The organism is Candidatus Hodarchaeum mangrovi (assembly GCF_975850365.1).
In genome coordinates, this window is record NZ_CDLCQJ010000147.1 from 41524 (window position 1) to 56051 (window position 14528).

General features: G+C 32.3%; 11 protein-coding genes and 1 tRNA gene. 7 read left to right on the forward strand and 5 right to left on the reverse strand.

All coding sequences use genetic code 11. The annotated features are described in order from the left end of the window. Both ACWVCY_RS14320 and ACWVCY_RS14325 read left to right on the forward strand, forming a co-directional pair. Complete coding sequence (locus ACWVCY_RS14320) at positions 1-1377, forward strand: FIST N-terminal domain-containing protein (RefSeq protein ID WP_455143701.1); 1377 nt, start codon at positions 1-3, stop codon at positions 1375-1377. A gap of 11 nt (positions 1378-1388) precedes the next feature. Further along, entirely contained in the window at positions 1389-2720 is a 1332-nt protein-coding gene (locus ACWVCY_RS14325) for an MFS transporter (protein ID WP_455143703.1), read from the forward strand. 85 nt (positions 2721-2805) lie between these two features. Here ACWVCY_RS14325 and secY read toward each other — a convergent pair whose 3' ends face one another. Continuing rightward, positions 2806-4317 (reverse strand): preprotein translocase subunit SecY, encoded by a 1512-nt coding sequence (secY, locus tag ACWVCY_RS14330; RefSeq protein ID WP_455143705.1) that lies wholly within the window; start codon positions 4315-4317, stop codon positions 2806-2808. A gap of 547 nt (positions 4318-4864) precedes the next feature. Here secY and ACWVCY_RS14335 point away from each other — a divergent pair. The 3 genes from ACWVCY_RS14335 (at position 4865) to ACWVCY_RS14345 (ending at position 7235) form a co-directional block, all read left to right on the forward strand. Continuing rightward, the gene (locus ACWVCY_RS14335) at positions 4865-6934 is read left to right on the forward strand and encodes a hypothetical protein (protein ID WP_455143707.1); all 2070 of its coding nucleotides are present in this window, start codon (positions 4865-4867) and stop codon (positions 6932-6934) included. A gap of 26 nt (positions 6935-6960) precedes the next feature. After that, positions 6961-7161 carry a 4Fe-4S binding protein gene (locus tag ACWVCY_RS14340; protein WP_455143722.1) on the forward strand — a complete coding sequence of 67 codons (201 nt, stop codon included), beginning with the start codon at positions 6961-6963 and terminating at the stop codon, positions 7159-7161. Positions 7162-7163: 2 nt separating this feature from the next. Continuing rightward, a tRNA-OTHER gene (locus tag ACWVCY_RS14345) sits at positions 7164-7235 on the forward strand. A 7-nt stretch (positions 7236-7242) separates the two neighbouring features. Here ACWVCY_RS14345 and ACWVCY_RS14350 read toward each other — a convergent pair. The 4 genes from ACWVCY_RS14350 to ACWVCY_RS14365 all read right to left on the reverse strand — a co-directional run bounded on the left by ACWVCY_RS14350 (position 7243) and on the right by ACWVCY_RS14365 (position 11663). Further along, positions 7243-9384, reverse strand: a complete 2142-nt coding sequence (locus ACWVCY_RS14350) for an ATP-binding protein (RefSeq protein WP_455143724.1) — start codon at positions 9382-9384, stop codon at positions 7243-7245. Between the two features lie 155 nt (positions 9385-9539). Next, positions 9540-9941 carry a hypothetical protein gene (locus ACWVCY_RS14355; protein WP_455143709.1) on the reverse strand — a complete coding sequence of 134 codons (402 nt, stop codon included), beginning with the start codon at positions 9939-9941 and terminating at the stop codon, positions 9540-9542. A 28-nt stretch (positions 9942-9969) separates the two neighbouring features. Continuing rightward, on the reverse strand, positions 9970-10578 hold the full coding sequence (locus tag ACWVCY_RS14360) for a SatD family protein (protein ID WP_455143711.1): 609 nt from the start codon (positions 10576-10578) through the stop codon (positions 9970-9972). A gap of 260 nt (positions 10579-10838) precedes the next feature. After that, positions 10839-11663, reverse strand: a complete 825-nt coding sequence (locus ACWVCY_RS14365; RefSeq protein ID WP_455143713.1) for a TIM barrel protein — start codon at positions 11661-11663, stop codon at positions 10839-10841. 293 nt (positions 11664-11956) lie between these two features. Between ACWVCY_RS14365 and ACWVCY_RS14370 the strand changes: the two genes are divergently transcribed. Both ACWVCY_RS14370 and ACWVCY_RS14375 read left to right on the forward strand, forming a co-directional pair. After that, positions 11957-14146 carry a hypothetical protein gene (locus tag ACWVCY_RS14370; RefSeq protein ID WP_455143715.1) on the forward strand — a complete coding sequence of 730 codons (2190 nt, stop codon included), beginning with the start codon at positions 11957-11959 and terminating at the stop codon, positions 14144-14146. 18 nt (positions 14147-14164) lie between these two features. After that, positions 14165-14528: GNAT family N-acetyltransferase (locus ACWVCY_RS14375; protein WP_455143716.1), on the forward strand; the 364-nt coding region annotated here is incomplete at its 3' end.

Genomic DNA, 14528 nt, shown 5'->3' on the forward strand with positions numbered 1-14528 from the left:
TTGAAAGGATCTGTTGGTCTTAATATTAATCATGATTTAAATTATTCAACCTCTAAAGCCTTAAAAAAAGCCTCTGCTGAACTTAATGAAGATCCTACTATAATTTTATATTTTACTGGGTCTCACAAAGGGGGAAGTAAAACCTATGATAGAGCTATGTCAATAATACAAAAGAACTATCCTGAAGTTCCCATGGTTGGATGCTCGGGAGTTGGTATTGCTCATCATCATGATTATGGATTAAAAGGTGCAGCAATTATGATGTTATCAGATATTGTTGCACAAACTCATGTTATTAAAAGATTTAGAATTTTTAATAGATTGAAATCACGAAAAGCCTTATCACTTTGTGATATGATCATAAAAACAAATAAACATCTAAACACTTCTTTTCTTTTTTTTCCTCCTGGGTTGGGTTTTCCTAAATTTATGGTTAATTTATTGAATCATCGAATAGAGGGATTTAATCCATTTTTTATTATGAACAACAGAATTTGGAAGAATTTTCCGATCTTCTCTTCATTTTCAGGAAAGATTACAAGTTTTCTTATGGATCTTTTAGGTATTGGAATATCTTATTCATGTGCATGGCCATTATTTACCTCGTTATTTTCTAGAAACATTCATTTTACAGGGAGTTTTGGGACTGATGCATTAACGATGAATAAATCATATCAATTCTATGATTATCAAGCTTATAAGGATTCTTTGGCTTTCGTTTCACTCAGTTCATCTGAATTAGAATTTGTGAGCCATACAGACTCTGGAGCAACCCCATTACGGAATAAGGAACTTGAAATTGATAGTTACTTAGATGGAGGATTCATTCCAAGGATCAATGGAGAATGGGGAGCTAATGCTCTATTAAAATTGTATGATATGGAACAGACTCCTGAAATCCTTGAAGAAATCACTCAACGGTACTTTTATTATCTCCCTCATCGTCCTTTATGTATTTTAGATGAAAATAAAGATATAAATCTATATGGATTAGCTATAAATCCCAATTTAAAGCACGGACTATTAACTGCTCCAAATCAATTAGCGAAAAAGCTTAAGACTAAAAATTCAGAAAAGTTAAGAGCTTATTTGACATGTCAGAGTGCAATTACGATCGAAGAGACATTAGATCTAACTTTAGAAACACTTAATGCCTCCCCAATAAAATTTGGCCTCTTTTTCGATTGTGCAAATAGAGCAATGATAATTGGAGACAGATTTGATCAATATGTCTCAAAATTTAAAAATCACCTTGGAACCACTCCATACCTCATTATCCTTTCAGGAGGCGAGATTAATTCTCAACAATTTCCAATCGTGAATTTTAGTTTAATCTCCAGTTTAGCTTATTCCTTGAAGTCTCCCCATTCTTCATAATGAGGTTTATTATGGCTTTCTTTAACAAGTTTTTAGGATTAAATAATTTTCCTAAAGAACTTCAGTTATTAAGCATTAAATATATTAGTTTACAGGCAACAGTCTCTGGAATATATCTTTCTTATGCTTGGATATCCCTCTATTATATTAATAAACTTGGTTCATATTCCTTATTTGGAATAATTGTGTCTATTGGTATGCTTATAGGTGCTGGATTTGATATTCCTCTTGGAATTTTAACAGATAAATTTGGCCAACGGTTAGCTTTCTGTAGTGCTCTTTTTTGTTTAGCATCATATTATATAGGAATAATATTTGCAGTAACACCTTTGGAGTTTCTTATTTTAGAGGTTATTGTAGGAATCTACTCTGCTTTATTGTCAGGATCATATATTTCTTGGTTCATGAACTCTTGGGAATATTTTTCCCCAAATGAAGATAAATCAATATTTCGTTCTATAATGGGATCACTTAACTTTACCAAAACTTTGATTGTGAGTGGCGCAATATTACTGGGAGGTCTACTTCTCCAAGAAAAAAACATCACACCAGAATTTATCTTCTTTTTTCAGGCCCTAATATCTATTTTAGGTATTATTTTAGGCTTTAAATTCATAAAAAATCCACAATTAGAACGAGACGATGTAAAGCAAAGCCCAAAATTAAAAAACAATTCTAATACTCATTTCGTAGCACACAGTAAATCCTTATCATTAAAACAGAGATATTTTCATGTTATTCCATATTTTCTCAGTTTTTCTTTGATTGGTTTTACTTCCACATCATTTAATACCATTATTTTTATTGCTTTATTATATGACGAAATTTTTGGTTTTAAAATAGTTGGGAGACCAATCTATAATTTTGCTGATATTGCTACTCTCCTTGCTTCAATTACATTAGCATCATCAGATCTTATTTATGCAATCGCTTGTCGATTTTCAGGTCACATATCCCAGTTTTCTAAATCATCAGTTGAAAGTTTGATAAAATTTTATTTTCTTAACTACCCCGTTATCTGGTGTTTCTATATAATCTTGCTATTATTAGAAATTCCAACCATTGTAAAGGTTTTAGGATATATTATATTATTCTTGATAAAAGTAATAATTTCAGGATTAGCTACTGGGTTTTATTGGGAAGTTTATTATCAAATTACATCCCCAAAATATCGGAGTTCTCAAGAATCGGTTTATAATACTGTAAATCTCTTGATATCGCTAATTGGGTTTACATTAATTGGTAATATCCTAGATTCTCTTAAATTTTTTGGGGGGCTTAGTTTTTTATTCTCAATTAGCTTGATTGGACTAATAATTCTGAAAATAGCTATTAGAAACTGAAATCCTTCAGTTAAAAGATAATTTCTGTTATATTAACTTTAGAAAATAAAGAAAAGAACAATTGTGGAATAGAAAAAAGGATTTATTATGAAATCCCTAAGAATCCCCGTAATGCAGGATTCATTTCTGCAACACGTTCTTTACTTATTAATTCGAAATATTGTCGCATAATACTCACTGAAAGCAGAATTCCCATTCCTGAACCAATTGCACCTAAAAAGTCTGCAAAAGCAGCTAATGTTCCTATAAATAATCCTCCTATAACTGCTATGGTTGGAATATACATTTCTAATCTTCTTTCTACAATTTTTTTATTTCGACGCCATCCTGGCATTTGCATTCCCGATTGTAAAAATTGTGATGCTACATCACGGGGCCCCATACCTGCAGTCTCAAGCCACATGACTGAAAATACTATAGAGAGTATTATCAATATTATTGCATAAACAAATGCTCTTACTATTGAACCTGCAGGATTAGAGGGGTCTAAAACTCCTAAATCTCCTACTAGTGACCGTGGTGGTGTTAAAAAATAAACCAATCCGCTTTTTGGGACAAATTGTTCTGAAGCTGCATCAACTTCAAAAAGACCTAATATTTGAGCCAATAAATTGTTTGAAGCTGCTTCTCGTCCTGCTGCATTCCACACCATTTGAGCAATAAAATAAATGTCTGCAAAGACTGCGGAAGTCAGAATTACAGGGATATTTGAGACGTATAGGAGTTTGATTGGATAGGTAGATCTCATCCCTTTGTACTGTGAATAAGAAATGGGAATTTCGACTCTCATTGATTCAAAATAGATAACTATAATGAATACAACTATTGTAGCTATTAATGAGAGGATTGACAAGGAGGGGAGATTTAAATTATATGATGTGTTAGGATTATATCTGAAGAATAATGTCCCAATTGCAACTAGTGGACCCTCAGTTGTTAACCAAGCAAGAAACGCCATTAAAATACCTCGATTTGAAAGAACATTCTGAGGGCCTTCATAAAGGACTTGAACAGAGAAAAGACCTGTAAAAATCTGTAATCCCACTCCTCCAGCAATGAAGAGGGAAATTCCTGAACCAAGTCCCCATCCTTTCTGAACCATTTCATCAAGAAGAATTATAATGATGCCTGCTGTTAATAATTGCCCAATAATAGCAAGTTGGTCTGGGAGGGTTAAATTAGATCCGTATGTTCCACCAATAAGAAATGCAGAAGCTTCAATGATTGTCATCAACACTGACATGACTTTTTGGGCACCAGTATATAATGAACGTTCTTCTGGATCACCCATGTTCACATTAATGATTTTTGAACCAACAAGAATTTGCATAATTAATCCTGCAGTTACTATAGGCCCTATTCCAAGTTCAGCTAAGGAACCTTGAGTTGATGCAGTAATAGTTCTCATAAAGGCGAAAGGATCTGCCTCTCCAAGATCAGCACCAATTATTGGGGTAGATGCCATAACAAAATAAATGACTAAGGCAGCAAAGGTCCAAACTAATTTTTCATTGAAATGAACTTCACGAGTTGGCTTTATAACCTCTGGAGTGATTGACATAAATGGGCGAACAGCCTGAAGAAATCGAGATGTCATAATTTTATCCTCAAATATAAACCAAATTTTCTTTCAAACATATGAATGATTTGGTAAACTTAGGTAATCCAATATAATATTTCACTAGGGTAAAATGATGTGTTTCGTTGGTTTACCTTCATGGCTATCGGAATTAAGAAAGGAATTTATTCTTTTTCTTTTGTAACATTTAATTTCTAAGAAAGCAGATAACTAAATGCTAAAAAATCTCCCTCTAATAAAGTAAAATAGCTGATTCTCGATACAATTGACTATTTTCCTCCAGTTAAACAAATTTTATTAAACTAGATAAATTTTATTGATATACAAAATTTCAAATAGAGCTTATCATCATCAATTGCCCTAGTTTATCAATTTAGGTTGTTAAATACCCCTTAAAGCCATGAAGAAGAATTATGTAAGAAAAGATAAACTATATTATATCTATCAAAACGAGTCCAAAATAGTAAGATTCGGCCTATTCGGAAAGAAAATCTGATTAAGCACATTTCATAAAACACTTATATTCCGTTCATATTCAAAGACAGATTCTAAGGTGCATAATTATATGAAAAAATTGCTAGGATCCCAGTTTAATCGTTTGTTCATAATATTTATAATTTTATCGATGATAATTGCACTAAATAGCAATATTAATCTTCAGGTGGATGAATCTACTCAACCACGCATACAAATGAAGACTAATGAATTTAATCTGGAAGATCTTCATTTTTTTGATGTTAGGAATTTTGACTCAACTAGTCACACAATAAATGTTAGTCGAGTAATTCGAGCTAACGAATATGGCTATACAACCTCTAGAACTGAGCTTCGGATATTTAACAATGATTCAAATATAATTAATGCCATAAATTTGACTTTACCAATACATGAATATGATGATAGCAAGTTTATCAAAATTTTCTCTTCTAATGACACCGAGGAACAACAAACTGAGTGGCAGAGTTTTCTAGGAAATGACTCATGTACTATCACAATTAAATTTCCTGATATTGATACAGGAGAAAACACAATTTTAGTTATTGTCATGGATCACTTAAATGCAGTCTCATTTGATAAGAATAATCAATTGGCAGAAACTGCTTATCCTTATCATTTTAATATGAGTTTTATTCCCTTAATTTCAATACCAATAACAAAATATGATATTGATTGGAAGGTAGGGACAGAAATAGAAGTCAAAATTAAAAATGAGACCATTTTGCCTAGAAAATCGAATTATACAGGTTCTTCAATACAATCAACCCAAGGAATTGTCTTTAATAATATCACAGAAATTACGGGAATAAATCGTACGATCTTGAATAGCTCTGATTATAATTATGACATGGTAGCTTTAGAAAATAAAAGTTTTATCCCAGCATTTTCTCCATCTTTGGCCCAAAATCTCTCTTTATATCTAAGCTTTGATTATTATCAATTTGCAGAAACTAAAATTGAATTTTCTCAACTAAAGACGACAATTGAGATGTCAGAATGGGGATATGTATATACAAAACATGAAATTTTAATTAAAAATATTGGATTGAAATCTGGACCAGTTTTATCTACTAATCTCGGTGGACCAACATTTAATACTATTGGATTCTATCTTCCTAGGTATGCTGGTAAAATAGGGATGCATGACAATTATGGAAACCTCACTCCCTCCGTTGTTTTTGATTCAGTTCTTCAAAAGAAATCCCTTGAAGTGTATCCTCGAATTGAAATTGAACAGGATGCTGAATATCATCTTTATCTTTCATATCGTGAACCCGTCTCGGAGCTAGTAAAAGATCGTGGAGGAGGGAAAGTTAGATTATCTATTCCTCTTTCCATGAACTTTAATTGGACTGTAAGGGAATTTGAACTAAACATCTTTGTTCCTCATGGGTCTTCATATAGCAGGCAAAAATTCGTTGAAACAATTGAAACAGCTACATTACGTCAAGCCACATTAAATAAATCTATCCAAAAACGTGAACTTGGAATCGGATTTGGAATATTTAATAAACCAGGAGTACAAATTAATTTTACTGATATAACCCCATTGAGCAATAAAATTATTAATATTGATTTTGGATTGGATCCATTTGTATTTTTCAAAGTTCCTCTTTCAATATCCTTCTTCTTCTTATCTTTAGGTATAATTTATGCCTTAGCTCGGAATCTCTCATTTGGGTTGCGACCTAGAGGAATCGTTATTGAGGAAATACCTCTAGATCTAATTAGAGAATTTGTGAAATCATATGAAGAAAAAACTGCTTTAAGAGAGCAAATCATCCGCCTTGATAAAAAAAGAAAATCTAAAAATATTAGTGCAAGAGAATTCGAGCAAACACGGACAATATTACTGAATCGTCAACAAAGAATGGATCGAGCATTAGTAAATGTATCAAGTAAGCTCTCTGATGAAGGAACTAAATATCGTGTTTCAATGCGATCAATCGAGGTAGCAGAAGCAAATCGTGAAGCTATCCTTCTAAACATTGATTCACTTGAGAAAAAGAAAACCCAAGGAAGGATAGGTAAAGAAGCTTATGCGAAGCTAAAGCTAAATTATGATAAACAGCTTCGGAAAGCAAATAATGATATAGACAAAGTTTTAATCGAATTAAGATCTCTCCTTACCAAATAAGAGGTGTCTCTATTCCGAATATAGTTATTAATCAAGATCTCTGCACACTATGTTTAAAGTGCATTCGGAGTTGTCCTGCAGAGATTCTTAAAATAAAAAAATCCTCTTCTAGTAATTCTAGGATTATTCAGGTGACTGATTCTCATCTTTGTTTTGAATGTCGTGCTTGCGAAGTAGTTTGCCCTGTTGAGGCCATAGAAGTATTTTGGACACCAGAAGAACAATAATAAGCCCCGTAGTGTAGAGGACCATCATGCGAAGTTTTGGCTTCGTGACCCCAGTTCGAATCTGGGCGGGGCGATTTTCTCTCACTGTGTAAGGTCTTGATTGTTTATTATTAAATTTTCATATGATTGTTTGATCTTTAACTGAGTTGATTTTAATTCTAAATTTAAGTAAAGATCGTTAGAAATGGGATCTAATGGAAAATTATTAGTTTTTATTAATGATATATTACCATTGATGGCTAACAGACATCTATGTTCATCATTCTTAATTTTTAATAATTTTCGTAACTGTTCATACTCATTACGTGGAATACCCAACATATTAGCAATCACATTTGGATCAAATGTTGTAAAAAATACTGCTTTGATACCTGTATTAGATAACATCGGTTGATCTACTATTGGATCGGTTCCCACAAAAATCATTGAAATATCATATGCACGCAAGGTCCACGGGCCTTTACTGATCATTGAAGTTGGAAAATTATTCCATTTAGATTTCGAAGGGAGTAACTTCTGGATTTCATCCATTATTAAAATATTTTTTGGAAGGGATTCCTCTTTAATCGGAGGACGTGAAGTCCTGAGATGATAATAGAGATTTTGAAGGAGAACTTCTAAAAATAAACGACGGCCCAACTCATCTTCCATCATTTCAAAAGTAGAAAGGTCAATGATTACATTATTTTCAAGTAATGACACTATTTCAAATGATGTCTGTTTCACTGAAAAACATCGTCCTACATTACCAAAACGAAATTTTTGAAAGCGATTTAGCATAGCAATTGCAGAATTTTCTATATATGGTCCTTTTATTTCAGAGTTCGGAATGTTTTTGAAGAAGTCAAGAAAAATCCTAAGATTACCTTGTTTTAAAATAGTAGATTCTACTCCTAAGTGTAATAACCGTCGCATTTGGGGTGTGATATTATCATGTTCATCGAGAACATTTTCAAGAACAGAAACAACGAATTGTATATGATCTTCTTGTGGAATTATGTTCTTACCTTGACTATCTTTGGGGATTTGAAAAATATTAATCCCCCAAGGAAAATTAGAGCTTCCAGGTTTGAGATAGATGAAATCAGAGCAAATATTTTGCACAGGGGGGAGATATTCTCCTTTTGGGTCTATTATAATGAATTTCCTACCATATCTTGAATATTCTTTAATCAAGCTGTAGATGAACCTACTTTTTCCTTCACCTGTCATACCAAAAACAGCCATATGACGACTCAGTTCCTTACCTCCTATTGTGAGTGGAATATCTGAGGTCTTACCGCTAAGAATTGGAACACCAAGGTTAATTCGTTCTTGTTTTATATGGGATAAGGGACTTGTTGTTAAAGAATAATAAGATTTATTCGGGACTATCTTATAGCCTTCATGAGAATATTGGTTTTTTGGTAATGCAATATAATTCATCAATGAATAACCATCTATTAGACTAGAGGATATAAGTTTCCTTTTTTGCATGATTTTACGGAAAAAAGAAAATCTTCGAAAAAATGTAGGATGAATTTGAGATTTAAAGCCACTAGATGAAAAGATAACAGATATTCTTTCTAATTTAGTAGCAAGAATGTCAACATCTGTCTCAATTAACAGTATTCGTGGTGAGAATTCAAAATAACCACTTTCATTAACAATATTCTGTCTACTAATTCCTGAGTAGTTCCTTTCAACTTTTCCTTCTCTTAAATTGAATTTTACATGAGATCTTTTATGTTCTACCTCTTCATCTAACTTAACCCCCTTAGGAAGAGGAACGGATTTAAAAACTAGCTGGATCACTGCAAAATGAGGAGAATCAGTAAGGATCTCCAAAAGATCATCAATAAAATTTGTTGTAAAAGGTCTAATAGCGAAAGGTTCTTTGTTTTTCTTTCCTATTACCCCTCCGCAATAATATTTCGTTCCTTCAGATTCAAATTGGAACTCACTCTGAAGTAATTCGAGAATCGGGTTCGTTGGGGAAAAGTCAATGAGATGAGAGTCTGGATGTAATCCGAGACTTGAGGCGAATTGTTGAATTATAGCTAAATTTTTTTTAAGAGATTTTTTCCTCCAGCTCTTTCTTTGAACTGGGATCATATGAATATTAATTGTAGATGGTTCTGTTATTAAATATTCAAGAGAAAAGATGGATTCTGTGTTAATAAATACTTTCACTCCAGTATGATCGTGGTTTTGAGGAACATGAAGAAAATGAAATCCTTGCATACTCAAAATAATAACTCTCATCAGCTTATATTCAAGGATCTTTATCTGTGAGAGTATATTAGCACACTAAGATTGTATTGAAAAAAAATACATCTTTATGTTCTTCTTATTTCTAATTGTTCCTTCAGTACATTTAATCAACATATCCTCAGATTTTATGGAAAGAAAGGGACTATCAGAACTTGATAGAGTGCCTGAGCAAGAACTCCCCCTAATAAAGCAATAAAAAAACTGGTCAGTGTTCCAATTAAATAATATTCAGCAAAATCTCTTTGTTCAAGCTGTTTAAACCGAGCCATAGATTTAGCCAAGAAAACGAAGGAAATCGCCCCAAATTGGTTTAATAGACTTAAAGTTAGAACGATGGCACGTTCTAATATACCAACAAAAATTCCAGCACCCCGTAATCCCTTCGTAATGTTTTTAGTCATATTATCCTTATCAGCTTGGAACATTCGTAAAATCCTCAAAGTAAACGAAACAAAGACAACACCTCCCCCTACTACTATCATATAAATTCCTATAAGGTAAAGAATTATTACTTCAAGAGGTACCATAATTTTTTTCTCCATTTAATCTGCAAAATTAGTATTCCAAATGATTTAGAGTATTAATCCCATGCTCTACAGCCTCCCATTGAGCACTTTTAAGAATATTGTAAACTGCTTGTTTGGTGATTCCAAGTTTCCTGCCTATCTCTACATATGTTAGACTCATACGACGTAGTTGGATAACTTCACATTGACGTTCTGTCCAACCAGATTTAATGGTAGAAAGAAGAAGCCAAAGTGTGTTAATAATCATATCAAATTGTCCGCGTTCAGATTTGATCCAGACAAAGTTTTGGTTCTTCTTCGCTTCAGCTAAGGCAAATTGAGAGGCATGAAATGCTGGACCATCCATTTCCAGCGGATTTAATTTAAAATCTGTCGAAATTTCCCCAATACCAATTCCACATCGAAATTTAATAGTAAGCTGGTTTTCAAAAGATTCAATAATATCATATAGTCCTGAAAGCGAAACTAATGCTCCTTGAAATGCATCTCCCCATCCAATGACAAAAGGACAAACTATATTTTTAGCAAATCGATTATTTATGTCTTCAAGAGTTTTTTGTAGGTCTTTTTGAATTTGAGCACGGTTAGGAATCTCACGAGATGCAATTAAATCACCAGTAACAATAAAATAGGTCAAGTAAGTATCACCTTAATTCAAAATATTATCTTTCTTAATTTATTTTAGTTAAGTCAACTTTATAACATTTACTCTTAATTTGTCAACAAAATTATATTGCCATATATCTCCAATCATGTTATTGCTGATCTAATCATAACTCTAAATAAGTTAAATTCTTAACAATGTCAACAGAAATCAATTGACTTTGAATAATTCAACTAAATATTATTGACATTTTTGAATAAATTCTTTTATTACTTTTACTACTTTCATGAATTTTAAGAACCACTGGAAAATTTTCGGATTTTTTTCATAAGAAATGGGCGCTTAATTTCATTTTCAAGTTTTTTCAGGGGTTTTTTTGCTATACCAAGCATCTGAGAATAAGATCGAAGCATTTTATCAATTTCATTAAAATTGCGAGGGGCAAGTTCCATGGTTACAGTTCCTTTAAATGGAAGTTTTCTTAAAAATGTTTTAATTGGAGGAATGGGCATTTCTCCTTCTGATAAAAGTGCAAAATGGGTATCTTTATTTTTATTTCCCCCTGAAATGTGTATATAACCATAATTTTGTTTCAATAAGTTAATTAAAGAATCTGGTAGGTTTAAGAATTGATCTTCATTAGTTATATAGGAATGAGGGATATCAAAGCAAAATCCTAGAGAGTGGGATATATTTTCTTGAGTGGTATGAAATTGAAGAAGAAATTGATTCCAAGGTTGATGGGGCATATTTTCAAGGAGTGGTAGAACAGGTAAATGATCTAATCGTTGGTAATAGAGATCAAGATCGCCTTTAGGATCTACAGGAGGATGTACTATTACTCCAATAATTTCTAATTCCTTTTGATAATTAATAATATTCTCTATGAGAGAATCTAACTCAGGGTTTTTAGAAGAAAGGTCTAATTTATAATCCTCATAATATGGAGCATGAATAGCGGTTTGTTTTGATTTAAGAACAGGGATTACTGCCTCAATGTCATCAAAAACGGAAATATCAAATTCAATATGTTCTAAACGGATAAAAGCAGCAAACTTGACCAAACTGGATGGATTAGTTGTTCCAAATTTTTGGATTGTTAACCCTATTTTGAACATAGACGATCTAACCTAAGAAAAAAACCTGAAAATATTAAAATTTATTGCCAAATAAGACGTTATATTAAAACAGTTCCCAGAACTGGTGAAAAAATAAAGAAAACTAAAGATTAAATAGTTTTGCCTTAATTCATTCCATTTAAAGACTTATCAATACTTTTGAGACTGATAGTGTAAAATAATCTTTGATTCTGATACATCTGTTGATGAGGTTTTAGAGTTTTGATAATGGAATTAAGATTGAACCTCTTGCAATAAAACATTTTAATAGATCAAAAAAAAAACCAGAAATCATGTTTAACCTACCTGATGATATTTTAGAACTCTATTTTGAGGAAGAATATGAATCAATCATTCTTTGTTGTGATGAAGAAATAAAAAGAAAAGAACTTTTCGAGACTTCCTTGAATATTATTCTTGGAATAAAGAAATTTGCTGAAGCAAATGATGAGTGGGAAAAAAGCTATAATTACTATTCAATCATTGAAAAATTAGATCAGAGTATTCAATTTTTCAATGATCTATTCGATGAGCTTAAAGATCATGAATTAATTCTAGTAAAAAGCTTTTCTGCACTCTCTGAAGTTGTAAAACGGGCTGTTGAGGTTGAAAATGGTTTGATAGGGAATAATCCCCAAAAAATGGCAAAATATGCCAAAGAGGCAGCAAATATCTCTAAAAAAACATTAGAATTATATCCAGAAGAAATCGATGCTAAATCAATCCTTTCAAAAATGAAAGATAAACTGGAGGAGTACTATTATTATCAGGCTGGAATGGCTGAATATGCCGAAACAATATTCTTGCAAACCACAGATCCGAAACAGTTTAATGCTGAATATAACGATCGAATATTAAAGCTCAATAATTTTGTTATTAAATTAAAAGAATTAGGTAGTGTAATTCCATATACCGAAGTGAATGCATTTCTACAAAATCTTATTCAAAAAAAGGCAATTATTGATAAAAATGATCCTCAAATTCTTATTACTGACTCATTTCATGTCCTCTCTTTAAGTGTCTATATAGGGGGAGATTTTGCCAATTATATTTTGAATGAGTATGCAAAAGAACCTATAGAAGAGATCTCAAAGAAACTATTCAATTCTAAAGTTTCTATTGTTGCTGCCGGTATTGATGGCCTTGATGACTTTTTACAGACCACAATAGGAAGTGAATATGCTGATAATTTTCATCTCATCTTGGAAGAAGGAACACTTGAGTTTAAAGGACATACCCTGAAATTTCAGCCTGAATTTTATATTAGAAGATTTGGAATTGCTATTATAACCTTTTCATTTGATTTGAATGATTTTAATCTTAATGTATCTGATTTACGGACATTACAACAATTGGTTAGTCCACAGACGGGAACAACAGTTATTTCTTGGAATGATGAAAAATATGACAAACTAGAGAAAATTTGTATTGAACTTGAGGATTTGTTAATAAATTTCCATAAGGGATGGAAACAAACTTCCAAAACTTTAGAAGATTTTCATATGGACAAGGTACCAAGAGAACATGAAAGAACTTGGTTTTCAAGGATTTTAATTAGAAAAATTTGTCTTAAAAATTCGTTTAATGGCACAACTGAACCTGTAAATCATTACAAAGACTTACAAAGGAGTCCTGATTTCAAAGGAATTGTAATACCTCTATTTGAAGGACGATCTGCTCTAGATGACTGGATTCAAAAGTCAGAAAAACCTTGGACAAATCTAGCAGAGATTAGAAATCATGAGGTTGATCTAATTATCCAAACACGGCATAATTTAATTGTATTTATGCCAGATGACCCTGATTGGATCATACAACAGATTATGGCTTGTGCACGACTTGTCAATGAGATTTCAACACTAATTATTAGTTTTGATATTATGGCTGAAAAAGTTCGTTCTTCATTAATTCTCCAAGTTCAAGAGGCAAAAAGATCTTTAGAACAGGTTAAAATATCAAAAATGACTGATGCCATCACAAAAATACGAAAAAGGTCAATTGAAATTACAGAATTTGAGTTATTGGCACTTCAGTCTATTCAACTGCTAAGAAATCAAGGTACGCTTAGATTTTTTGATCATTCTGAATTTATGACCACTTTGATTGACAATACTGGAATTGATCCTATTGTACAGTCTCTAGAGCAGAAGCTTAACATGGTGAAAGAATCACAAAAAGGAATAGTTAGAACTGCTGATGATATCCTCTCAAAATACAATGAAAAAGTCTCTCAGAGTCAACAAAGGTTGATAAAAGTTGTAACTCTTTTAATTGCAGGATTTGCTCAGATATCATTACTTGATAGTTTTCTATCAGCCTTAAATGTTCCTTTAGAGATTCAGGAACCGATTAAACTTACTGTAATAATAATCGTGCTTCTCTTTTCAGCTTTAATCCTACTTTGGCTTGCTTGGGGGTATTTTAAGTCCAGAGGATCAATTTTCGTGGAATCACGTGAAAGTAAAAAAAAGGGAAGACAATAATTTCGGAGGTAGCATGAATTGACTGTTGGAATAGTTATAAGAAAAATGGAAATAGAAGACATCCCTGCGGTTTTTAAACTCGGAGTTACAGCTTACATAAAGGAAAAAGGTAGTGAAAAAGCTTATGCTTATAGCTACTGGACATTGACAGGGCTAAGTAAGATTATAGAAGAATATCCTGAGCTATCCTTGGTTGCAACTTTTCGAAAAAAAGTCATTGGTTTTGCCATAGGCCATCCTAGTTATGAACATCTAACCGATGTTGGTTATTTCGAGTGGATTGCAGTGGACAAGAGCTACCGTGGTAAGGGGTATGCACAGGAACTTGCTAAAGCTCTGATTGATATTTATCGAACAAAAGAATATAAAAAGCTTGTAGCTG